This window comes from Streptomyces sp. NPDC088147 (assembly GCF_044741565.1).
Taxonomy (GTDB): Bacteria; Actinomycetota; Actinomycetes; order Streptomycetales; family Streptomycetaceae; genus Streptomyces.
The window spans coordinates 429,564-451,469 of sequence record NZ_JBIUSY010000010.1; the positions used below are offsets into that span (position 1 = coordinate 429,564).

Here is a 21,906-nt window from a genome sequence, read left to right on the forward strand (position 1 = left end):
GCTCACCCCTCGCTCGTGGACGTCAGCGGATGGCGCCAGTGGCGATAACGCTCCGCCTCGTTGAACAGCGCCACGACATCGTTCCTGCGCAGCCGCGACAGCTGGTTGAACCCGTCGGCGATCAGATCGTTCAGCCGCATCCCGGGGTCGGCGAGCGGATCGCTCCACACCCAGCGGGTGATGATCAGCTCCCGGATCACCCCTCCGGTGGTGACCGCCTCGCCGGGCTCGCCGGGACCGAGCCCGGCCAGCAGATCCAGTGGACCGCCCAGGGAGACGAGCCGGTTGGGCGCCGCCGTGATCGCGTTGAACTCACTGATCCACTGCGCCGCGGGCACCTCGGGGAAACGCCCGACCAGATGGGCGGTCACCTCGTCGATCCGGCCCCAGGCCAGCCGGTGGTACATCTCCTGGACCGTGCGTCCCACGGATCCGAAGTGCTCGGCGAGGAGTTCGTGCACGGTGTCCCAGTCGTCGGGGCGCCGGGCCAGCCGCCACAGCAGCAGCCGCCGCGGCCAGGGGTGGAGGGCCGGTGTCACGCTCCCGGGACCGAGCAGCAGCCAGCGGGCGCGCATCTCGCCGAAGAGCGGGTCCCCGGGGCTCAGCACCCGCGTACCGATCGACAGATCACGCGCGGCGGCGCACTCGGCGAGCGTCGCGCGCCGCGGCTCGTCGATGCCCTGGAGCAGATGGTCGAGCGCCGCGTCGGCGAGCGTGCGCGCCTCCTCGCCGTCGCGCAGCGTCCGGTCGGGCAGCCCGCGCAGCCAGCGGTCCTGCTCGGGACCGTCCTCGGCCGGTACGTCGGAGTGCCGCAGCACCTCCAGGACCTGGTGCACGGCGCTCGGCAGCCCGCAGGTCAGCCGGTGCACGAAGGGCGCGAGGCGGGTGAAGGGCGCCAGATCCGGGTGGCGGCGCAGCTCCAGTTCGATACGGATACGGACCTCGTCGAGGTTGAGATCCCGCAGCCGCAGCGGATACCACCAGGTGTCGTCGCTGTCGCGGGTCGGCCGGTGTTCGCTCCAGTCCGCGAGAGAGGCCCGGTCGGGACCGCGCAGCTGCCAGGGCCACTGGTCGCCGGTGGCCGGACCCCAGCGCGGCAGCCAGCGGTTGGAGCTGGCGACGATGGTCAGCGGGTCGCAGGAGAGCCCCGCCACCACGGTGTCGTCGTGCCGGGCGCGGATCAGCAGATCGAGGAAGCGACGGCCGTACTCCGAATGGGAGTTGTCGAGCAGCAGCAGATACGAGCGGGGTGTGAACGAGTGGTCCGCGTTGCCCCGCAGATCCGCCAGGAACGCCGAGAACAGCACGCGGTCGAGCCGCTCCTCGTCCTCCGCGTCGCCGTCGTGCCGCCACAGGTTCAGCTCGACCAGCGCCTCCCACGGGTCCTGGCTCCGGATGAGCGGATGGCCGCCGTACCACGCGGCGCTCCCGGTGAACTTACGGCCGGGCAGCCGGCGACGGCCGCGCCGCAGGGCGTCCCGCAGCAGCGCGAGGGCGGCGGTCGACGCGCCGTCGGGGGCCCCCACGGCGCCGCCCGCCACCTCGAAGAAGGCGGCCAGATAATCGCCGTACCGGGCCTCGGCCCGTTCCTGGAAGGCGTCCAGCTCCCGCCGGATATTGCGCCGCCCCTCGGCCAGGCTGGTCATCCGCAGGTCGTGGTCGGAGGCGAGCAGTCCGAGGGTGAGTCGGGGGAAGTGGGAGCGGCGGTACCGCGGCAGCTTCCGTTCGAGCTGCCGGGCCAGCAGCCCCAGACCGTAGCGCGGCAACAGCCCGTGCTCGGCGGCGAGATTGACATAGGCGAACGGGTTCTCGGGGCCGAACTGCTCCATCAGCGCGCTGTGCGCCTCGCTGGCACCACTGCCGCGCGGGCCGAGCAGCATCGTCACCGGCCGTTCCGCGGTGGGCTGCTGCCTCAGACACTCGTCGACGAGGGAGATGATGCCGTTGCGGCCTCTGAGGCCCATGCGCACTCCGGATTCCGTCACGCGCATCAGCCCCCCCGAGCCACGCGCCCCGCACAAGTGGGGCGACACCGTCAAGTCTACCGGAGTGCCTTACAACCACTGCTGATTTTGCGGAGGTTGATGAGATGAACCGTGAACCTGCCCGGACCGGCCCGCCGCGCACAGCGGCCCGCCGCCACGTTCACACCGGCCGACGGCCCTCTCGGCGTCATCCGGCGGACCGGTGCCGTACGACCACGAACCGCACGGGCGTCCCCGGCACGGCCTGCGCCGCCGCCGCGAGGTCGCGCCCGGCCACGACCGCGATCACCGGATAGCCGCCGGTCGTCGGATGGTCGGCGAGGAACACCAGCGGCCGGCCGTCGGGCGGCACCTGCACGGCCCCCGTCACCATGCCCTCGCTGGGCAGCTCGGCGGAGACGGCGCGCTCCAGCGGCGGGCCCTCCGTACGCAGCCCGATACGGTTGCTCGCGGCCGAGACCCGGTAGGGGCGCGTGGCCAGCGTGCGCAGGGCCGTGCCCGTGAACCAGTCGTCGCGCGGCCCGAGCCGTATCCGCAGCACCAGTTCGGCGGGCGGGGCCTGCGTGGGCACCCCGTCGGCCGGGACCGCTCGCGCCGTCGCCGGGCCCAGCGGCAGGACCGTACCGTCGCGCAGCGGCGCGGGCCCGAGGCCCGACAGCAGGTCCGTCGACCGGCTGCCGAGGACCGGCTCCACCGCCACCCCGCCGCCGAACGCCACATAACTCCTGACCCCGGAGACGGCCCTCGCCACCTCCAGCAGCGCGCCCGCGGGCACCCGCACAGGAGCGCCCCAGGGAGCGGGGCGCCCGTCGACCAGGACCGGGCACGGCGCTCCGGCGACCGCCGCCGTCACCGCGCAGCGCGGCCGTACCGCACAGCCGTCGAGGGTCGTCTCCAGCGCCGCGGCGCCCTCCGGATTGCCCACCAGCCGGTTGACCAGCCGCAGCGCCGGCGGATCGAGGGCCCCGGAGCGCGGCACCCCCAGGTGGGCGTGCCCGTACCGGCCCAGGTCCTGCACGGTCGTCAGCGCCCCCGAGCGCACGACGGAGAGAGCCCGGTCCGTCATCGGACGGCCGCCGTCGGCACGAAGCGCACCCGCGTCCCGGGCGCGAGCAGTGCCGCCGGCACCCGCGCCGGGTCCCACAGGACGGTGTCCGTCGTCCCGATCAGCTGCCAGCCGCCGGGCGAGGAGCGCGGATACACCCCGGTGTACGGGCCCGCGAGGGCGACCGAACCCGGGGGCACGGCGGTACGGGGAGTGGGCCTGCGGGGTACGGCGTACCGCGCGGGCAGCCCGGTCAGATAGCCGAAGCCGGGCGCGAACCCGCAGAACGCGACCCGGAATTCGGCCGCCGAGTGGATCCGCGCCACCTCCTCGGGCGGCACACCCCACAGCGCGGCGACCTCCGCCAGATCCGGACCGTCGTAACGGACCGGCAGTTCCACGGTGTCCGGCACGTGTGTGTCCACCGCCTCGGCCCGCCAGCCGTGGAGCCCCGCGGCGAAGTCCGCCGGATCGTCCAGGCCGTCGAGCAGAACGGTCCGGGCCGCGGGGACGATCTCCCGCACCGGCGGCAGGACACCCGTGGCGCGGCGGCGCAGCAGCTCGGCGTGGAACGCCGCCGTCTCCTCGCCGTCGGCCAGTTCGACGAGGAGCGCCCGGTCGCCGACGGGCAGCGCCCTCATACGAAGGACTCCACCCGGACGCCGGACATCTCCAGCCGGCGGCGCACCCGCCGGGCGAGATCCACGGCACCCGGGGTGTCGCCGTGCAGACACAGCGAGCGGGCGCGGACGCCGACGGACCGCCCGTACAGGGAGGTCACGACGCCGAACCGGGCCATGGACACGGACCGCTCCACCACCGCCGAGGCGTCCGTGATCACGGCGCCCTCCTGCCCGCGCGGCACGAGCGTGCCCTCCGAGGTGTAGGCGCGGTCCGCGAACGCCTCGGTGACGACGGGCAGTCCGGCCTTCTCCGCCACGTCATGGAGCAGGGAGCCCGGCAGGCCGAGCAGCGGCAGCCGCTCGCCGGTCAGCAGCACGCCCTCCACGACGGCCTCGGCCTGCTCCGCGTCATGGACCACCCTGTTGTAGAGGGCGCCGTGCGGTTTCACATAGGCGACGCGGGCGCCCGCCGCCTTCGCGAACACCTCCAGCGCGCCGATCTGGTAGGCGATCTCGGCGGCCAGCTCGTCCGCGGGCACCTCCATCGAGCGGCGGCCGAAGCCGGCCAGATCGCGGTACGAGACCTGGGCGCCGATCCGGACCCCGCGCTCGACGGCCCAGCCGCAGACCCGCCGCATGGTGGCCGCGTCCCCGGCGTGGAAGCCGCAGGCCACATTGGCGCTGGTGACGACGGAGAGCAGCTCCTCGTCCTCGGTCAGCCGCCAGTGGCCGAAGCCCTCGCCCAGGTCGGCGTTGAGATCGATGGACGCCCAGGTCATGGAGTCACCTTCCGATCGGTTCGGGTACGAGCAGTTCGCGGCCGCGGGTCTCGGGCAGCCCGATCAACGCGAGTACCGCGAGACCGTAACCGACCGCGCCGAAGACCAGGGCGCCCCCCACTCCCCAGCTGGTCGCCAGGAAGCCGACGAGCGTGGGGAAGAGCGCGCCCACGGCCCGCCCGGTGTTGTACGTGAAGCCCTGGCCGGTACCGCGTACGGCCGTCGGATACAGCTCGCTGAGGAACGAGCCGAAGCCGCTGAAGATGGCCGACATGCAGAAGCCGAGCGGGAACCCGAGGACGAGCAGCAGACCGTCCGCCCCCGCCGGGATGTTGATGTAGGCCAGGATGGCGACGGCGGACAGGACGGCGAAGATCGCGATGTTCTTCTTCCTGCCCAGCCGGTCGGTGAGATAGCCGCCGGTCAGATAGCCGGTGAAGGCCCCGCTGATCAGGAAGGCCAGATAGCCGCCGGTGCCGACCACCGTCAGGCCGCGCTCCGTCTTGAGATAGGTCGGCACCCAGGTGGCGAGCGTGTAGTAGCCGCCCTGCACGCCGGTGGACATGAGCGTCGCGAAGAACGTCGTACGGAGCAGGTCCGCGCGGAAGATCGCGCCGAACGAGCCCTTCTGCGCGCTCGCGCGGCGCTGCGCGGCGGCCTCGGGCGCGTCGTGGACGTTCCGCCGTACGTAGACGATCAGCAGGGCGGGCAGCGCGCCCGTCCAGAACATCACGCGCCACGCGGTGTCCGCGTCCAGGAACTGGAAGACCAGCGTGTAGACGACGACCGCGAGTGCCCAGCCGGCCGCCCAGGCGCTCTGGACGGCACCGAGCGTACGGCCGCGGTGCTTGCCGGAGGCGTACTCCGCGACGAGGATCGCGCCGACCGCCCACTCGCCGCCGAAGCCGAGCCCCTGGAGGGCGCGGAAGACCAGCAGCGTCTCGTAGTTGGGCGCGAATCCGCAGAGCACGGTGAAGACCGCGTAGGTGATGACGGTGATCATCAGGGCCCTGACCCGGCCGATGCGGTCGGCGAGTACCCCGGCGATCGCCCCGCCGATGGCCGAGACGACGAGGGTGACGGTGGTGAGCAGCCCCGTCTGGCCGTTGTCGAGGCTGAAGTACGCGGCGATCGCCACCATGGACAGCGGCAGCGTGAAGAAGTCGTACGAGTCCAGGCCGTAGCCGCCGAACGCGCCGGCGAAGGCCCGGCGCCCCTGCGGCCCCAGGGCCCGCAGCCAGGCGAACGCGCCGGTGTCCTCGGGAGATCCGTCCTTGCTCGGACGTGCTTGTGTCGTGCTCATCTGCACCTCGCAGGAAGGGGAGTGTGCTGGGACCGTGAGCTGAGACGACCGTAGGGGATTGTTGAACGATCCGACAAGAGACTTGTTGTTTCGTTCTTGCTTCTACGATGAGTCCGTACGTGAACGGAGACGGAAGAGGGCGCTGTGGCGACGAGCGGGACCGAACTCGGCGAGCTGGCGGAGGACCGCCCCCTGCTGGGCCGTACGAGCACGGCGGAACGGGTCGCGGACATCCTCAGGACCCGTATCGCGGAGGGCTACTTCCAGCCCGGCGAACGGCTCTCGGAGGAGTCCATCGGCAAGGCGCTGGTCGTCTCCCGCAACACGCTGCGCGAGGCGTTCCGGCTGCTCACGCATGAGCGGCTGCTCGTCCACGAGCTCAACCGCGGGGTCTTCGTGCGGGTGCTCGCGGTCGAGGACGTCGAGGACATCTACCGCACACGGCGGCTGATCGAATGCGCCGTCGTACGCGGCCTCGGCGAACCCCCGTTCACGCTGGACGGCCTGGAGAAGGCGGTCGCCAACGGCCGGCGGGCGGCCCGCGAGGGGCGCTGGAAGGGCGTCTCGACGGCGAACATCCACTTCCACCGCGAACTGGTCGCGCTGGCCGGCAGCGTACGCACCGACGAACTGATGAGCGCCGTACTGGCCGAACTACGGCTCGCCTTCCACGTGGTGGACGACCCGCGCCTGCTGCACGAGCCGTACCTCGTACGGAACCGGCAGCTCCTGGAATCCCTCGGAGCCGGGGACAGGGACGGCACGGAACGGATGCTCGCCGCATACCTGGACGACTCGCGCGAGCAGCTCGTGGAGGTGTACGCGAGGCTCGTGGCCGAGGACGGGACGGAGTGAGACGGGGGCCGCTTCCGCACCGTTTCGCCCGTTGTCGGTGCGAGGACATAATCTGTGCAGCGTGACTTCGCCTGCCCCGACGGACTTCGTTCCGCCCCAGCTCAGCGCGGGGCCGCGGCCCGCGCAGGGCCCGGCCGCCGACGAAGGGCTCGCGCGGCGGCTGCGCGCGCTCGCCTGCACCGCGCCCCTGCACGACCTGGACACCCGCAAGGCCAATCTCGCGGGTGAGTACTCCGTCTATGCGATGGCCGAGGTCGCGCTCTCGGCCATCGATCTGGTCACGCTGAACATGGACTTCGACACCGGCGCCGACCACGAACAGATCGTGTCCAGACTGCTGCCACGCGTCGCCGCGCAGGCACCCCGCCGCCCGGTCGCGGAGCATGAACGCGTCGCCCGCTGGGTGCTGGAGAACCTCATCAACGTCGGCAGCGTGGACCGAGGATTCCGCGCGGTGTACGGCACGTTCGGCACCGACGGCGTCTACACCCGCAGGGACTACGACTTCAAACTCATCGAAGAGGTCCCGGGGCACGGCGGCAGCGTCTTCCTCCGGACCACCGACGAAGCGGTCAACGTCCTGGTCGGCGCGCTCGACACGGACGTCACCAGCGCGCAGATCGCCGCCGAGGTCAAGCTCGAGGTGCTGATCAACCGCGGCAGACTGGCCGACGCCCAACTCGCCGCGGAACAGGCCAGATACCGCACCGTGCAGTACGCGGAGACGCTCCGCAGGACGCTGGAGGCGACCCGCCGCAACGTACGGGCGGTCGACTGGCTCAACGCCGTACCGGACCTGATCGACGAAGCCCTCGACCATGTCGCCGACCGGTACCGCCACGAGAACGCGATCCTGACCAACATCCGCAAGGCCCGCGACGAGGCCGAGACCGGCGCGGACCCCAAGACGGCCGAGCACAAGCGGCGCGCGGCCGAGCTGGTCGACATCGTCAAGGACTGCATCCGCCGGCACACCCAGCTCCAGTCCCGGCTGCTGGAGGCGGGCCCGCTCTTCCGCGCGGAACAGGACCGGCAGGCCTTCGCCCGGCCCACCGCCCACACGGGCCTCGACCTGTACGGACAGCTGCTCGCCCCGCTGCTGCCGCTCCCCGTCGAGCGGGCGGTACGCGTCACGGACGCCTTCTTCGCCCGCGGCACCGGCCCGCGCACGCCCGTCTCGGTCCGCGTCGGCGACCTGATCGACCTGCTGCTGACTCCACCGGTCGAGCGGGAACACCTGGGCGCGGAGATGCCGGAACCGGACCTGATCGCGACCCCGGACGACAGCCGCTTCACCGAAGAGCAGCTGGCGAGCGCGAAGGAACTGCTCGACCTGGAACACGACGCGCCCCGCCGCCTCTCGGGCCTGCTGGCGGAGGCGCGCCGCCGCGATCCCGAACTGCCGTATCTGGTGGCGCTCCTGGCCATCCACGCGGCGAGCCCGCCGGTGGGGACGGCGTACCGGCAGGGGGAGGAGAGCGTGCTGTTCGCGGTGGACGACGGCACGCGGCTCGACGACGAGGGGTTCGGCGGGGCGGACTTGATCGTGGGCACGATGCGCTTGCGCGCGGGGCGCGCGGTTCGGGGCGAGGGGGCGTGAGTTGTGGCTGGGGCCGGTTTCCGGGTGCGGGTTGCTTCGCCGATGTGCGTCTCGGCTGGGGCTGGTGGTCGTGTGCGGGTTGTCGCCGGGGTGCGCTCCGGGGCTCGCGTCCGGGACTGCATGATTTACGGCGCGACTCTGCCCGATCGATGGTTCGGGCGTCCGTGCGCCACAAATCACGCTCTACGTCCCGGACACGACCCCTGCGCGCCCCCCTTCACCGTCCGCACAAGCCACGGGGCCGTGCGTGAGCTCACGAACCATCCCGCACCAGCCCACTCACCCCAGCCGGGACGGTGATTGGCCGGGGCCGCCGGGCCGCACTCGACCCCGTACCCCCACCAGGTCGGCGGGTTGTGGGGGACCACCGGGGGGAGGGGGTCGGGGGCGTAGGAGGTGCGTGTCCGGACACTAAAGCGTGATTTGTGGCGCGCGGACGCCCGAACCATCGACTTGCCGGAGTCGCGCCGTAAATCATGCCGTCCGGACATGTGCCTCCGGAGGCCCCGGACCCCGGCCCAGCCGTACGCAACCGCAACCCAAACCCCGCACACCGCAACCCGCACCGCAACCCGCACCGCACACCGCAAGCCCAGCGCAGCGCAGCGCAGCGCACCGCACCGCACAAGGAGACCCCCCGTGAGCGACCACCACGCCGAGCGCCCCGCCGCGTGGACCGAGCCCGGCGACGCCGACGCGACCGAGACCGCGCCCGCGACAACCGCGGGCGTGACGCCCGCCGACGCCGCCGACGCCGCCCGCCTCGTCTCCTTCGGGCTCCAGCCCAAGCTGCTCCCCGCCCGCGACGCCGAGTACACCGAGCTGCTCCGCCGCTACCGCGAAGACCCCGCCTTCGCCCGCGTCGCCGACGCCGTCGCCACCGGCTTCGGTCTCGTCGTCCTGGAGGTCTCCCCCCGCGCCGGCATGGCCGTGACCGCGGGCGAGGACTCGGTCTTCGCGGTTCGGATGGGCGACTACGCCCGCCGCGCCGCCACCGACTCCGCCGACCGCTTCCTGCACGGCCTCGCCCATCTCGCCGTGGCGGCCATGGCGTTCCCGCGCCCCGCCGACCTCGCCGACGACGGATACATCGGCCGGATCACGGTCAACGGCGTCGACGCGTTCGTACGGCAGGCGTGCCGACGGCTGGAGGAGCGCGCCGAGGAGGCGGGGGAGAACACCGATCCGTCGACCGGCGAGCCGGGGCTGGAAGCCGCGTGGCGGATCTACGCACGGCGCAGCGCCACGGGCGCCACCAAGGACGCCCGCAGGCTGGCCGGTTCCACGACCGGCATCGTCGGCAAGGCCGTCGCGTTCCTCACCGACTCCGGTTTCCTCCAGCGCACCGGTGACGACGCCGGCGGCGCGTACCGCACCACCGCCCGCTACCAGCTCCAGGTCCGCGACATGGCGGGCCACGCGGCCATGGCCGAGCTGCTGGAGCTGGGCGTCGTCCCCGTCACCGACGGCTCCGCCACCCTGCTGCCACCGCCCGAGGGTGACGATCTGGAGCTGGCCGCCGACGCCGGCCTGCCGTTCCACGCCTGAACCCGCCCCCCCACCACGTCGAGAGTCCCCGCCATGTACGAGCTGTCCCGGGTCCGCCTCTACTCCATCGGCCCCGCCGGTGCGCGCTACGCCGACACCGTGCTCGATCTGCGCGGAGTGGGCGCACCCGTGCCCCACCCCGCCCCCGCCCAGGCGGAGTTCTTCGAGGACGAGCCGGTCGGCCCGCCGCGCCGGCCCGCTCCCGCGGGCGTGCTCTTCCTGGAGAACGGCGGCGGCAAGTCCGTGCTGCTCAAGCTGATCTTCTCGGTGATGCTGCCGGGACACCGCAATACGCTCGGCGGTGCCAGCTCCGGCGTGCTGCGCAAGTTCCTTCTCGCGGACGACTGCGGACATGTCGCACTGGAGTGGCAGCACACGCTCACCGGCGAACTCGTGGTGGTCGGCAAGGCCAGTGAGTGGCGCGGCCGTCAGGTGTCCAACGATCCGCGGAAGTTCGCCGAGGGCTGGTACTCCTTCCGGCCGGGCCCCGGGCTCAGCCTCGACTCGCTGCCCGTCGCCGAGTCCACCGCCGTCCGGCCGCCCGTGGAGGGTGCCTCGGGTGCCCGGGGGAGGCGGCGCACGATGAAGGGTTTCCGGGACTCCCTGACCGAGGCGGGCAAGTTCTATCCGCATCTCGACGTCCACTGGGAGGAGATCCACGACCGCTGGAACGAACATCTCGGCGATCTGGGCCTGGACCCCGAACTCTTCCGCTACCAGCGGGAGATGAACGCCGACGAGGGCGAGGCGGCGGGCCTCTTCGCGGTCAAGAAGGACTCCGACTTCACCGATCTGCTGCTGCGGGCCGTCACCGACACCCGGGACACGGACGGGCTCGCGGATCTCGTCGGGGGGTTCGGCAACAAGCTCGGCCGCCGCGCCGAGCTCACCGCCGAGCGCGACTTCACGGCCGGCTCGGTCGATCTGCTCGGCCGGATCGTCGAGGCCGCCGACACCCGCGCCCGTGCCCGTGACATCCACGCGGGCGCCGAGCGCCGGGCCCGTACGCTCGTACGGCGGCTCACGGCCCGCGCGGCGGGGGAGCGGGAGCGGGCCGCGGCCCTCGCCCAGCAGGTGACCGCCGCCGCCCATACGGTGACCTCGGCGGAGGGGGAGCGCGGCCGGAGTGCGCTGATCGCCGCCGAACTGGCCTACCGGCACGCCTCGCTGGCCCTCACCGTCGCCGAGAAGCGCGCCGCCGCCCAGCGTCGCGAGCTGACCGACGCCCGTACGCTCCACTCCGCCTGGCAGGCCGCGGAGGCCGTGCTGCGCCACCGCGCCGCCGCGGACCGCTCCGCGCGCGTGGCCGTCGCGATCCGGGAGGCCGAGCGCGACGCCGCGCCCGCGCTGGCCGCGCGGGCCACCGCGGCGGCCGATCTCGTACGCGCGCTGCACGCCGCCGCCGAGGACGGCGAGCGCCTGGCGAACGAGGAGGAGGAGCGTTCCGCCACGCTCCAGGAGACGGGTGAGGCCGCCCACCGCGACGCGACGTCCGCGGCGACCGAGGCACAGCGGGCCCGCAGCGAGGCCGGGCATCTGCGCCAGCGGCTCGCGGAGGTCGGGCAGGAGACGGCCGAGGCGGTACGGGCGGGCTGGCTCGACGACACGGCGCCCGACGCGGATCCGGCCCGCGCCGCGCTGGCCGCGAGCGACGCGGAGAAGTCCGCGGTCGCCGGCTGGGACACCGCGCGCGAGGCCGCGCGCACGGCGGCCGACCTGGCCAGGGAGGCGGCCTCCGCGGAATCCCGTGCCGAACTGGCCGCCGCCCGCGCCGCCGACGCCGCCCAGGCCGCGGAGCACGCGTACGACGCGGAGCGCCGCGCGGCGGAGTCGATCGCCCAGGACGAGCGCCTGGCCGAACTGCTCAGCCTGCCCGCGACGGCCGCCGCCCTGGCCGCGGTCCCCGCGCCGCGGGACGGTACGGGCGACCGGGACCCGGAGCCCCCGGCCCGGTCCGCCTCCCGGCGCCCCGACGGGCCGCTGAGCCCCGAGGACCTCGACCGGTACGCCGACGAACTGCGCGAACTGCTCGACCAGGGCGTCACGTCCGCCGAGCGGCAGCTCTTCGACCTGCGCACCGCCGCGGCCGACGACTCCCGTATCCTCGGCGCGCTCGGCGACGGCGGGCTGCTGCCGCCGGGGCCCGATGTCCTCGCCACCGTCGAGTACCTCGGCGAGCACGGCATTCCGGCTCTCCCCGGCTGGCGCTATCTGGCCCAGGCCGTGGACCCGGGCGACCACGCCGCGGTGCTGGCCGCCAGGCCGGAGCTGGTCGACGGCGTCGTGATCACCGACCCGGCCTCGCACGTCCGCGCCCGCGAGGCCCTCGCGGGCGCCGCCCTGCTGCCGCGCTCGGCCGTCGCCGTGGGCACCGCCGCCGCGCTGCTGGCCCCCGTGCCGGGCCCCGGTTCCGAAGGCCCGGCCGACAGCGGGGTGTTCCTCGTACCGCCGAACCCGGCCATGCACGACGAACACGCCGCCGACGAGGAGCGCCAGGCGCTGCGCAGCCGTGCGGCGGACCGCGACGAGGAGATCCGGGTGCTCGCGGCCCGGCTCACCGGCGACCGCTCGCTCGCCGCCCGGCTCGGCTCCTGGCGGGCCGACTGTCCGCCCGGCACGCTCCTGGAGCTGGCGACCGCCGCGCGGGCCGCGAGGGAATCGGCCGAGACGGCGGCCGCGGCCCTCGCCGAGGCCCGTATGGCACGCGCCGAGGCGGACGAGGCCGCCGCGGACACCGCGCGGGTACGCGACGAACGGCAGGAGGCCGCGCAGCGCGCCCGCCGCGCCGCCGACGCCCTGGCCGGTCTCGCGTTCCGGCTCCGGGAGCGGTCGGGATGGCAGGCGAAGCTCCGTGAACTGGCCGACGACGCCGCCGAGTCCGAGGCGCGCGCGACCGTATGCCTGGAGCGGGCCCGCGCCGCCGACGAGGACCGCAGGGCCGCCCAGCGCGCCGCCGACGACGCCCGCCGCACCGCCCGCGCCCTGCGCGCCGAACGCGCCGAGATCGCCGGAGCCCCGGAGAGCGTCCCCGAGCCGGACGCGGACGCCCCGCGTGCCGCGCTGCCCGCCCTGCGCGAGGCCTACCGCGCCGCCTCCCAGCTCTACGAGAAGGTGGGCGTCGGCGCCGATCTGCGGGCCGAGCAGGCGCGCGCGGAGAGCGACGAGAGCGCGGCGGTCGCCGAGCTGGACCGGCTCACCAACAAGGTCCGCACCCGCGCCGCCCAGCTCCTCGAATCCACGGACGGCGCCGACGGCCCGTCCCGGCAGGCCGCCGCCGCCCGCGCGGAGTCCCTCGTCCAGATGCTGGAGTCGCGTGCCTCCACCGCGAGTGAGCAGCTGGGCCGGTTCCGCGGCGAGGCCGAGCGGCTCGCCCCCGAGGACGGCGACGCGCACACCGAACTGCCCGCGGAGCTGGTCCCGGCCGACGCCGAGCAGGCCCAGACCCTGCTGCGTACCGCCACCACCGAACTGGCCGTACGGACCGAGGGGCTGGAGACCGCGCGGGCCGCGCACGGCGAGCTGCTGTACGCGCACCGCGCCGCCGAGGACGGCGCGGGCGGCTTCGACGAGACGGCCGCCCTCCTGCGCGATCTGCTGCGCGGCGCGGCGGCCGACGACCACGACCCGAAGCGCGGCGACGACGAGGCGTCCCAGGAGCCCGAGCCGTACCCCGGCACGCTGGAGGAGGCGCGGCACTCCACGGCCGAGGCCCGCCGTTCACTGCGCGCCTGCGCGGCCGATCTCTCCGCGGCGGAAACCGGCGTACGGGAAGCCTGCGACGTGCTCGTCCGGCATGCCAACGCCACCCGGTACGAGCAGGTCCGCACCCCCGCCCGTCAGCAGATCCGCGAACTGCCCGCGTCCGCGCTGCCCGAGCACGCCGCCGCGTGGGCCCAGGCGTTCGCGCCCCGGCTGCGCGTCCTGACGGACGAGCTGGCGCAGCTGGAGCGCAACCGCGACTCCATCGTGGACCGGCTGCGCGGGCTGGTGGAATCCGCGCTGACCACGCTCCGTTCGGCTCAGCGGCTCTCCCGGCTGCCCGAAGGGCTGGGGGAGTGGTCGGGCCAGGAGTTCCTGCGGATCCGCTTCGAGGAGCCGGACCGTGCGACGCTCACCGAGCGGCTCGGCGAGGTCGTCGACGAGGCGACCCGCGCCGCCCTCAAGAAGAACTCCGATCTGCGCAGGGACGGAATGTCCCTGCTCCTGCGCGGAGTTCAGGCGGCACTCCAGCCCAGGGGCGTCGCCGTCGAGATCCTCAAGCCCGACGCCGTACTGCGCGCCGAGCGGGTCCCCGTCGGCCAGATGGGCGATGTCTTCTCCGGCGGCCAGCTGCTCACCGCCGCGATCGCCCTCTACTGCACGATGGCGGCCCTGCGCAGCAACGACCGGGGCCGGGACAAGCACCGGCACGCGGGCACGCTCTTCCTCGACAACCCGATCGGCCGCGCCAACGCCACCTATCTGCTGGAGCTCCAGCGCGCGGTCTCCGATGCCCTGGGGGTGCAGCTCCTCTACACCACGGGCCTCTTCGACACGACCGCGCTCGCGGAATTCCCGCTGGTCATCCGGTTGCGCAATGACGCGGATCTGCGCGCCGGGCTGAAGTACATCAGCGTGGAGGAGCATCTGCGCCCCGGCCTGCCGCAGCAGGACCCGGACGGCGAGACGGTGCACGGGGAGATCACCGCGACGCGGATGTTCAAACGGACGCCGGAGCCCGTCGCGGAGTAGCAGCGGCCCCGGCCTCCTGGCCGCCGGCCTCGTGGGCGCCGGTCTCCGGAGCACTGGTCTCCGGAGCGCCGGTTTCCGGAGCGCCGGCCCCTCCCCGGGTCCGGGCCCCGCGTCGTATCCGGGCCCCTCCCCGGTCCGCACTCCGCGCGGCGGACCGCGCCGCGCGCCTGGCCCTGCGCCGCTCCCGGCGCAACTGGCGCGCGGTGCTGCTCGGTACGGACACCACACCGCCCCGCTGGTTCCACATCTGGCGCGTCACCCATACGTCCAGCACACCCCAGGTCGCCACCACCGTGGAGGCCACACTGCTCAGCACCATCGGGAACGCCAGCCAGGAACCGGCGAGCGTACTGAGAAACGCGATCGTGGCCTGGATCAGTGTGATCGCGGCGATGATCACCGCGCGTACAGCGGCCGTTCTGACCGCGTCCGGCATGCGATACCGCTTCGCGGGCTCCTCGACCCAGAGCCCACGGGACACTTCCCTGAACCCCTCCGCCGACTCCGCACCGCGCCGCCCGTCCGTCTCCATGGACCGTCACTCCCCACCCATGTCCGTCTCAAGGGTGACTGCCCGGCTCACTCCGCTTCACGCCGGCCATGGAACCGAGTGTGTACGCGAAACCGCCCGCAGTGCTCCCAACTAACCCCTGATCCCCGCACACAAGGACGAATGGGAGTGCCGGAAGATTCCCGGAACGTTTGGCGAACATTGAGTTTCAGCCATCTGTTCCGGCCGGATATCTACCGTCCCGTCTGCTCTTAGCCATGCGCGTCAAGGAAGCCAACTCGCCGAATACCAGGACAACTCATGATCAAGGTGCCAAGGGGCGGCCGAAAAACATCCGGATGTGTCTTCGAGTTGCCGGTGCGACAGTAGTAGGCTCGCGCCGTTTGTTGACGGAGAATCTCCCGCAGCCGGGCGGGGGGTCGAGCTGGGGGAGGCCATGCGCTTTCGCGGGAAATCCATCCGCCGGAAGATCGTGGCGCTGCTGCTCGTGCCGCTCGTCGCGCTGACCGTCCTCTGGGGACTGGCCACGACGCTCGCAGGCAGCCAGGCCAAGCAGCTCATCGACGTCAGACATGTCATCAAAACCGTCGGCAACCCCGTCGAGGAGTCGGTCGGTGTCCTCCAGAGCGAACGACGGCAGACGCTCATCTTCCTGGCCGACCCCACGGCCTCGGACTCACTGACCGAACTCCGGGCCCGCCGTGGCGACACCGACCGGGCCCTCGCCAAGGTCGGAAAAGCCGAATCGGCGGTACGCGAACAGCTGGACGACATCTCGGCCGAGCGGCTCGACCGGCTCGTCGGCTCCCTCGAAGGTCTCGGGCTGATGCGCCGCTCCGTGGACGAGAGCACGGTCACCCGGGAGAAGGCGCTCGCCTTCTACAACGGACTCGTCGACCCCAGCCACAACTTCCTGGCCTCCCTGTACGGACACGAGGACGTCGACGGCGACAACTGGGGCCGGGCGCTGATCGGATTCGACCGCGCACGGGAGATGCTCTCCCGCGAGGACGCGCTCGTCGCCTCCGCGCTGATCGCGCGCAGAATGACCCCCGAGGACGTCCGCGCCACCTCCGACCTCGTCGCCAACCGCACGCTGCTCTACGAGACCAACCTGGCCGACCTGCCGCTCTCGGACCGCGCGACCCTCGAACAGTACTGGCGCACCCCCGCCACCCTCGCGCTGCGCGAGGCGGAGAACCGTCTCATCTCGGCGGGCGCCACCGGGAGTCCGAAGACGGTCGACGCCGTGGGCTGGCAGCAGATGACCGCCTCGGTCCTGGAGGACCTGACCCGCGAGAGCGACGCGGCCACCGAGCTGTACCGGGCCCACATCGAGCCCGTACGCACCGACATCTTCGTACGGGTCGGCTTCGCCGCAGCGCTCGGCCTCGTCGCCCTCCTCGTCTCCATCATCGTGTCCGTACGCGTGGGCCGTGATCTGATCCGTGACCTCTCCCGGCTCCGCAAGGAGGCCCATGAGGTCTCCGGCGTACGCCTGCCCAGCGTCATGCGCCGGCTCGCGGCGGGCGAACCGGTCGACGTGGAGACCGAGGCACCGCGGCTCGACTACGAGCGGGACGAGGTCGGCCAGGTCGGCCAGGCCCTCAACACGCTCCAGCGCGCCGCCGTCGAGGCCGCCGTGAAACAGGCCGACCTCCGGCGCGGCGTCTCCGAGGTGTTCGTCAACCTCGCCCGCCGCAACCAGGTCCTGCTCCACCGTCAGCTCACGCTCCTGGACACCATGGAGCGCCGTACGGAGGACACCGAGGAGCTGGCAGACCTCTTCCGGCTCGACCACCTCACCACCCGTATGCGACGGCACGCCGAGGGTCTGGTGATCCTCTCCGGAGCCGCTCCCTCCCGGCAGTGGCGCAAGCCCGTCCAGCTCATGGACGTGGTGCGCGCGGCGGTCGCCGAGGTGGAGGACTACGAGCGCATCGAGGTCCGCAGGCTGCCGCGCATCGGCGTCGGCGGCCCCGCGGTCGCCGACCTCACCCACCTCATCGCCGAACTCCTGGAGAACGCCACGGTGTTCTCGCCCCCGCACACCGCGGTGCAGGTGCACGGCGAGCGGGTCGCCAACGGATTCACCCTGGAGATCCACGACCGAGGTCTCGGGATGGCGCCCGAAGTGCTGCTCGACGCGAACCTGCGGCTCGCGGAGACCCCCGAGTTCGAGCTGTCCGACACCGACCGCCTCGGGCTGTTCGTGGTCAGCCGGCTCGCCCAGCGGCAGAACGTACGCGTCTCGCTCCAGCCCTCGCCGTACGGCGGGACCACCGCGATCGTGTTCCTGCCGGTCGCGCTGCTCACCGACGCGCCCGAGACCGAGGGCACCGGCTTCCGGCTCGACCGCAAGACCGCCACGGAGCGTGGCCGCCATCGCGCCGACGGCGGAGGCGGTGGCCGGCGCACCGCGCTCGCGAAAGTCCCCGCCGGACTCGGCGGCGACCCGTCCGTGCTCGACGGCCCGGTCGAACTCGAACCTCCGGTCCGCGCTCTCGACAGGGAGAGCGGGCCGCTGCTCGGCGGAGGTGACGGCATCACAGATATCGAGGACACGGAGAGCGAACGCGGCGGACTGTTCCGCGCGCGGGAACACCTCCGCGACTCCAGCATCGAGGTCCCGTACACCGGCGACGACGGACGCGACCCGTACGGCGGCCGGGACACCGGCGACGCCCGTGACGGACTGCTGGGCCGCGACGACGCGCGGGGTCTACGGGACGACGCCCGGGACTTCCGCGACCGGCGCGACGGCAGGCCCGTCCCGCCGCCGCGCGACCGGCGCGGACAGCCCCAGCGCCCCGTGGACGCCGCCGCGTCCGAGCGCCCGGCCGGACTGCCCCGCCGCAAGCCCCCGATCCTGGTCGTGGACCGCGGCAGGCGGGTGGACGAACCGGGCCGCGCCCTGCCCGAGGCGGCGCCGGATCCGGCGGCCGGCGGCACGGGCCGCACCTGGTCCGGCGTACCGGCGCAGCCCTCACGCTCCTCGGCACCGGGCGGGCAGCCGTCCGACGGAGCCCCGCCCACGATCGACGGACTGCCCCGCCGGATCCGGCAGGCCAGTCTGGCCCCCCAGCTGAGGGACACCGCTCAGGACCCCGGCACCGGCTCCACGTCCGCCGCGGGCCAGGAAGCGGAGCGGGACGCGGACGAAGTGCGCAGCCGTATGGCTTCGCTCCAGCGGGGCTGGCAGCGTGGTCGTCAGCAGAACGATGCCGAGGACCCCACCGGCCCCGGCGAGATACAAGGAACCACATCGGAGGGGGACGGTCGATGACCGCACCGAACGCCGCAGCACGCTCCATAGACCCCAATGTCGTCGGAGAGCTCAACTGGCTTCTCGACGAGCTCGTGGACCGGGTCGCCAGCATCCGTAAAGCGGTGGTGCTCTCCGGTGACGGGCTCGCCACCGGCACGTCCAAGGACCTCACGCGTGAGGACGGCGAGCACCTCGCGGCCGTCGCCTCCGGATTCCACAGCCTCGCCAAGGGCGTGGGCCGGCACTTCGAGGCGGGCAAGGTCCGGCAGACCGTCGTGGAGCTGGACGACGCGTTCCTCTTCGTCACCGCGGCGGGCGACGGCAGCTGTCTGGCCGTCCTGTCCGACGCGGACTCCGACGTCGGACAGGTCGCCTACGAGATGACGCTCATGGTCAAGCGGGTCGGCGTCCACCTGGGTACCTCCCCACGTACCGGCCTGCCCGCCGGAGGGTGAGCGGGCTGCGATGAGCGAAGGCGATCAGGATCAGCAGCACTGGTTCGACGGCGAAGCCGGACCGGTAGTACGTCCGTACGCGATGACGCGTGGCCGCACCAGCAGCGCGACGCGCCACCGGCTCGACCTGATCGCGCTCGTCGTCTGCGAACCCGCGGCCGGTGACCCCGGCCGGGACCAGACGCTCTCCCCCGAGCACGTGGAGATCGTCGAACGCTGCTTCACCAGCCCCCAGTCGATCGCCGAGCTGGCCGCGGGCCTCGACCTCCCCGTCGGGGTGGTCAGGGTCCTCGTCGGCGATCTGGTGGAGGACGAAATCGTGCACGTAACCCGTCCTGTTCCGCCGGCCGAACTGCCGGACGTGAACATTCTCCGCGAGGTGATCAATGGTCTTCGGGCGCTCTAGCCGCAGGCAGCGTCCGGCCGATCCGGTGACGCTGAAGATCCTGGTCGCCGGGGGCTTCGGGGTGGGCAAGACCACTCTCGTGGGCGCGGTCAGCGAGATCAGACCGCTCCGCACCGAAGAGGTGCTGAGCGAGGCCGGCCGGCCCGTCGACGATGTCGACGGGGTCGAGGGCAAGACGACCACCACGGTCGCCATGGACTTCGGCCGGATCACGCTCCGCGAGGACCTGGTGCTGTATGTCTTCGGCACCCCGGGCCAGGACCGCTTCTGGTTCCTCTGGGACGAGCTGGCCCAGGGCGCCCTGGGAGCGGTCGTGCTGGCCGACACACGCCGTCTCGCGGACTCCTTCGCCGCCGTCGACTACTTCGAACGGCGCGGGATCCCGTTCACCGTCGCCGTCAACTGCTTCGAGGGCGCGGACCGCTTCCCGAGCGAGACCGTACGGTCGGCACTCGACCTCGATCCCGAGGTCCCCCTGGTGATGTGTGACGCGCGCGAACGTGAATCCGTCAAGGAAGTGCTGGTGGCGGTCGTCGAGCACGCGATGACCCTGGCGGCGCGGCAGCGCGAGCACGCCGCCACGACCTGAGGCGTACGGCCCGACGCGTACGGCGACGTGAACGGCCCGACGGGGGTGTTTCGCCCAGGGTGCCCCGGGCGCCCGGGGCGGTTCCCTCAGGGACGGTTCGCGGCGAGCCACTTGGCGGCGGTCTCCGCCAGCTCACTGTCGCGGCCCGCGAGCATCATCCGGATCATCTGCGCGTCACCGCGCAGCGACCAGGCCGGATGGCCGAACGTGGCGGGATTGTTCTTCTCGATGAGGAAGTGGGCGGGCCAGGCCGTCCCGTACCCGATCAGCGGCAGGGCCGCCACGTACCGCTTCCGTCCGCGCGCCAGCCCGTAGGCGCTGACCGCGAGACCGGTGAGCGTGCCGGTGAGATGGAGCCAGCGCGTCGCCGCCTTGGAGTGCATGGCGACGTAGTAGGGCCAGAACTCCTCGTACGAGCCGAACGTGCGCGGCTCGGTCGGCTGCCGCTCGTTCGTCTGCCGCCCGCTCGTCCGCCGCTCATCTGTTCTCCGCGCCATACGGGCACCGTAATTGCTTTTCGGTGAACCGGGAACGGGTTCCGCGCGTCCCACCGGAAGACGGCCGGCCGGAGTCCACGGGGGTGGCCCCGGCCGGCCGTCGTGCTTCCGTCCCGCCGCCGCTCTCAGCTCCCCAGGACCGAACGCCACGCCACCGGGAAGTCGAAGTAGCTGTCCGGGAAGGTCTCCGGCTTGTGCGTGAAGTGCCACCACTCCTCGGGCAGATTGGTGAACCCGACACCGGCCAGCGTCGACTTCAGGAGCTGCCGGTTCGCGCGCTGCGCGCCCTGGACACGTGGATCGTCGGTGTGCGCGAGCGTGTCGAAACAGTCGAAGCCCGTGCCCATGTCCACGGAGTTGTCGGGGAACCGCTCGGCCTTCGGCCCGTAGCAGGGCGCGAGCCTCTCACCCGGCCGGTACGGACGCGTCGGCAGGGCGGGCAGCCTGACGATCGTGAGATCGACGGTGCTGCCCCGGCTGTGCCCGGACTTCTCCGCGATGTAACCGTCCGCGAACAGCCGCGACTTGTCGACGCGCGGATAGAACTCCGCCTTCATGCGCTCGTCCTGGAGATCCTCTGCCCACCGTACGAAGTGGTCGACGGCCCGCTGCGGCCGGTAACAGTCGTACACCTTCAGCGAGTACCCCTGCCGCAGCAGCTTCCGCTGGGCGGTGCGCAGCGCCTCGGCGGTGGGGCGGGTGACGATGCAGACGGGCTGCCGGTAGCGGTCGACGGGCTCGCCCACGAAGTTGTGCGGGGTGAGGTAGCGCATCTCCTGGATGATCGTCGGCGCGACCGCGCGCAGGGCCACGAACTCCTTCGGCGCCACCGGTTCCGGCGTGGCCCGCGCGGCGGGTGCGGTGGCGGCGACGGTCAGCAGCGCGGCGGCGGAGGCGGCCAGCACGCGCAGTGCGGATATCAGACGTGTCATGAGCACCTTCGTCTATCAGCTCCGGGGACCCCGGGGAAGAGGGATCGGATACAGTCCGCGCGTGTCCGAGTCCCAGAAGAAGCCCGCGGTGGCGTATGCGCACTGCGGCAGCTGCGGAACGCCGTACCCGCCAGGAGCCGGCTGGCCCCGTACGTGCGCGGCCTGCGGTGCCACCGCCTATCTCAACCCGCTGCCCGTCGCCGTCGCGCTGGTACCGGTGACCGACGACGAGGGCACCGCGCTCGTCGTCATCACCCGCACCATCGAGCCCGCGTACGGCGGTCTCGCCCTCCCCGGCGGTTTCATCGACCGCACCGAGGACTGGCGGCACGCCGTCGTACGGGAACTGCGCGAGGAGACCGGCATCGAGGCACCGGCGCGCGACGTACGGCTCGCCGACGCGCTCAGCTCCCCGGACGGTCATCTGCTGCTCTTCGGGCTGCTCCCGGCGCGCCCGGCGGCCCTGCTGCCGCCCTCGGTCCCGACCGAGGAGACCGCGGGCACGCACCTGCTGCGCGGCCCCGCCGAGCTGGCGTTCCCGCTGCACACGGAGGCCGTACGGGCCTGGTTCGCGGGCCGCTACGGTACGGAGGGCACGGGGGGCCACCCCTGAGCGCGGAGCGCCACGCCGGACTCACACGCCCGGACGCACGCCCCCGCCCCGGGCCGGTCACGAAGACTCGGCGCCCCGGGCCGGTCGCTCCGGCCCAGCGCCCCCCGACTCGTACGGGTCCCGGCTCGGCGCCCCCGCGACTCGTACGGGTCCCGGCCCGGCGCCC

The 21,906-nt window shown here is 72.9% G+C and carries 17 protein-coding genes; 9 read left to right on the forward strand and 8 right to left on the reverse strand.

Annotation, left to right across the window (positions count from 1 at the left end; all coding sequences use genetic code 11):
• Positions 1 to 2: 2 nt before the first annotated feature.
• The 5 genes from ACIOGX_RS33000 to ACIOGX_RS33020 form a co-directional block, all read right to left on the reverse strand.
• Complete coding sequence (locus tag ACIOGX_RS33000) at positions 3 to 1,964, reverse strand: hypothetical protein (protein WP_356518561.1); 1,962 nt, start codon at positions 1,962 to 1,964, stop codon at positions 3 to 5.
• Between the two features lie 208 nt (positions 1,965 to 2,172).
• The gene (locus tag ACIOGX_RS33005) at positions 2,173 to 3,051 is read right to left on the reverse strand and encodes a biotin-dependent carboxyltransferase family protein (protein WP_401918276.1); all 879 of its coding nucleotides are present in this window, start codon (positions 3,049 to 3,051) and stop codon (positions 2,173 to 2,175) included.
• Positions 3,048 to 3,671 (reverse strand): 5-oxoprolinase subunit PxpB, encoded by a 624-nt coding sequence (gene pxpB, locus ACIOGX_RS33010; RefSeq protein ID WP_356518559.1) that lies wholly within the window; start codon positions 3,669 to 3,671, stop codon positions 3,048 to 3,050. Before pxpB ends, ACIOGX_RS33005 begins: the two co-directional genes overlap by 4 nt.
• Positions 3,668 to 4,432: a LamB/YcsF family protein gene (locus tag ACIOGX_RS33015; RefSeq protein ID WP_401764469.1), complete on the reverse strand. Its 765-nt coding sequence runs from the start codon at positions 4,430 to 4,432 to the stop codon at positions 3,668 to 3,670. Before ACIOGX_RS33015 ends, pxpB begins: the two co-directional genes overlap by 4 nt.
• A 4-nt stretch (positions 4,433 to 4,436) precedes the next feature.
• Positions 4,437 to 5,735 carry an MFS transporter gene (locus ACIOGX_RS33020; protein ID WP_401764466.1) on the reverse strand — a complete coding sequence of 433 codons (1,299 nt, stop codon included), beginning with the start codon at positions 5,733 to 5,735 and terminating at the stop codon, positions 4,437 to 4,439.
• 144 nt (positions 5,736 to 5,879) lie between these two features.
• Between ACIOGX_RS33020 and ACIOGX_RS33025 the strand changes: the two genes are divergently transcribed.
• The 4 genes from ACIOGX_RS33025 (at position 5,880) to ACIOGX_RS33040 (ending at position 14,469) form a co-directional block, all read left to right on the forward strand.
• Positions 5,880 to 6,590, forward strand: coding sequence for a GntR family transcriptional regulator (locus tag ACIOGX_RS33025; RefSeq protein WP_387019672.1), 711 nt, complete (start codon positions 5,880 to 5,882; stop codon positions 6,588 to 6,590).
• Positions 6,591 to 6,651: 61 nt separating this feature from the next.
• Complete coding sequence (locus tag ACIOGX_RS33030; RefSeq protein WP_401918279.1) at positions 6,652 to 8,190, forward strand: hypothetical protein; 1,539 nt, start codon at positions 6,652 to 6,654, stop codon at positions 8,188 to 8,190.
• Positions 8,191 to 8,829: 639 nt separating this feature from the next.
• Positions 8,830 to 9,738, forward strand: coding sequence for a hypothetical protein (locus ACIOGX_RS33035; protein WP_356518554.1), 909 nt, complete (start codon positions 8,830 to 8,832; stop codon positions 9,736 to 9,738).
• A gap of 33 nt (positions 9,739 to 9,771) precedes the next feature.
• Positions 9,772 to 14,469 carry a hypothetical protein gene (locus ACIOGX_RS33040; protein ID WP_401918282.1) on the forward strand — a complete coding sequence of 1,566 codons (4,698 nt, stop codon included), beginning with the start codon at positions 9,772 to 9,774 and terminating at the stop codon, positions 14,467 to 14,469.
• On the opposite strand, the gene ACIOGX_RS33045 is transcribed toward ACIOGX_RS33040, so the two are convergent.
• Positions 14,438 to 15,001 carry a hypothetical protein gene (locus ACIOGX_RS33045; protein WP_401918284.1) on the reverse strand — a complete coding sequence of 188 codons (564 nt, stop codon included), beginning with the start codon at positions 14,999 to 15,001 and terminating at the stop codon, positions 14,438 to 14,440. The genes ACIOGX_RS33040 and ACIOGX_RS33045 overlap by 32 nt on opposite strands.
• Before the next feature lie 415 nt (positions 15,002 to 15,416).
• On the opposite strand from ACIOGX_RS33045, the gene ACIOGX_RS33050 reads away from it, so the two are divergent.
• The 4 genes from ACIOGX_RS33050 to ACIOGX_RS33065 are packed head-to-tail and all read left to right on the forward strand — an operon-like array spanning position 15,417 to position 19,698.
• Positions 15,417 to 18,266, forward strand: a complete 2,850-nt coding sequence (locus tag ACIOGX_RS33050) for a nitrate- and nitrite sensing domain-containing protein (RefSeq protein ID WP_401918286.1) — start codon at positions 15,417 to 15,419, stop codon at positions 18,264 to 18,266.
• On the forward strand, positions 18,263 to 18,703 hold the full coding sequence (locus ACIOGX_RS33055; RefSeq protein WP_356518550.1) for a roadblock/LC7 domain-containing protein: 441 nt from the start codon (positions 18,263 to 18,265) through the stop codon (positions 18,701 to 18,703). The genes ACIOGX_RS33050 and ACIOGX_RS33055 overlap by 4 nt, the downstream gene beginning before the upstream one ends.
• Before the next feature lie 10 nt (positions 18,704 to 18,713).
• Positions 18,714 to 19,109, forward strand: a complete 396-nt coding sequence (locus tag ACIOGX_RS33060; RefSeq protein ID WP_129772814.1) for a DUF742 domain-containing protein — start codon at positions 18,714 to 18,716, stop codon at positions 19,107 to 19,109.
• Positions 19,090 to 19,698 (forward strand): ATP/GTP-binding protein, encoded by a 609-nt coding sequence (locus tag ACIOGX_RS33065; RefSeq protein ID WP_129772815.1) that lies wholly within the window; start codon positions 19,090 to 19,092, stop codon positions 19,696 to 19,698. The genes ACIOGX_RS33060 and ACIOGX_RS33065 overlap by 20 nt, the downstream gene beginning before the upstream one ends.
• A gap of 86 nt (positions 19,699 to 19,784) precedes the next feature.
• Here the strand turns inward: ACIOGX_RS33065 and ACIOGX_RS33070 are convergent, their stop codons facing one another.
• Positions 19,785 to 20,081: an Mpo1-like protein gene (locus tag ACIOGX_RS33070; protein ID WP_387019704.1), complete on the reverse strand. Its 297-nt coding sequence runs from the start codon at positions 20,079 to 20,081 to the stop codon at positions 19,785 to 19,787.
• A 239-nt stretch (positions 20,082 to 20,320) separates the two neighbouring features.
• A complete protein-coding gene (locus tag ACIOGX_RS33075) occupies positions 20,321 to 21,127 on the reverse strand; it encodes a M15 family metallopeptidase (RefSeq protein WP_401918289.1) in 807 nt (268 codons plus the stop codon).
• Positions 21,128 to 21,215: 88 nt separating this feature from the next.
• On the opposite strand from ACIOGX_RS33075, the gene ACIOGX_RS33080 reads away from it, so the two are divergent.
• Entirely contained in the window at positions 21,216 to 21,740 is a 525-nt protein-coding gene (locus tag ACIOGX_RS33080; RefSeq protein WP_401918329.1) for an NUDIX domain-containing protein, read from the forward strand.
• Positions 21,741 to 21,906 lie beyond the last annotated feature (166 nt).

Coding starts and splice junctions, on each gene's coding strand:
- ACIOGX_RS33000 (WP_356518561.1), bottom strand. CDS start 1,964: ATGGGCCTCAGAGGCCGCAACGGCATCATCTCCCTCGTCGACGAGTGT.
- ACIOGX_RS33005 (WP_401918276.1), bottom strand. CDS start 3,051: ATGACGGACCGGGCTCTCTCCGTCGTGCGCTCGGGGGCGCTGACGACC.
- pxpB (WP_356518559.1), bottom strand. CDS start 3,671: ATGAGGGCGCTGCCCGTCGGCGACCGGGCGCTCCTCGTCGAACTGGCC.
- ACIOGX_RS33015 (WP_401764469.1), bottom strand. CDS start 4,432: ATGACCTGGGCGTCCATCGATCTCAACGCCGACCTGGGCGAGGGCTTC.
- ACIOGX_RS33020 (WP_401764466.1), bottom strand. CDS start 5,735: ATGAGCACGACACAAGCACGTCCGAGCAAGGACGGATCTCCCGAGGAC.
- ACIOGX_RS33040 (WP_401918282.1), top strand. CDS start 9,772: ATGTACGAGCTGTCCCGGGTCCGCCTCTACTCCATCGGCCCCGCCGGT.
- ACIOGX_RS33045 (WP_401918284.1), bottom strand. CDS start 15,001: ATGGAGACGGACGGGCGGCGCGGTGCGGAGTCGGCGGAGGGGTTCAGG.
- ACIOGX_RS33050 (WP_401918286.1), top strand. CDS start 15,417: ATGCGCTTTCGCGGGAAATCCATCCGCCGGAAGATCGTGGCGCTGCTG.
- ACIOGX_RS33055 (WP_356518550.1), top strand. CDS start 18,263: ATGACCGCACCGAACGCCGCAGCACGCTCCATAGACCCCAATGTCGTC.
- ACIOGX_RS33060 (WP_129772814.1), top strand. CDS start 18,714: ATGAGCGAAGGCGATCAGGATCAGCAGCACTGGTTCGACGGCGAAGCC.
- ACIOGX_RS33065 (WP_129772815.1), top strand. CDS start 19,090: ATGGTCTTCGGGCGCTCTAGCCGCAGGCAGCGTCCGGCCGATCCGGTG.
- ACIOGX_RS33070 (WP_387019704.1), bottom strand. CDS start 20,081: ATGCACTCCAAGGCGGCGACGCGCTGGCTCCATCTCACCGGCACGCTC.
- ACIOGX_RS33075 (WP_401918289.1), bottom strand. CDS start 21,127: ATGACACGTCTGATATCCGCACTGCGCGTGCTGGCCGCCTCCGCCGCC.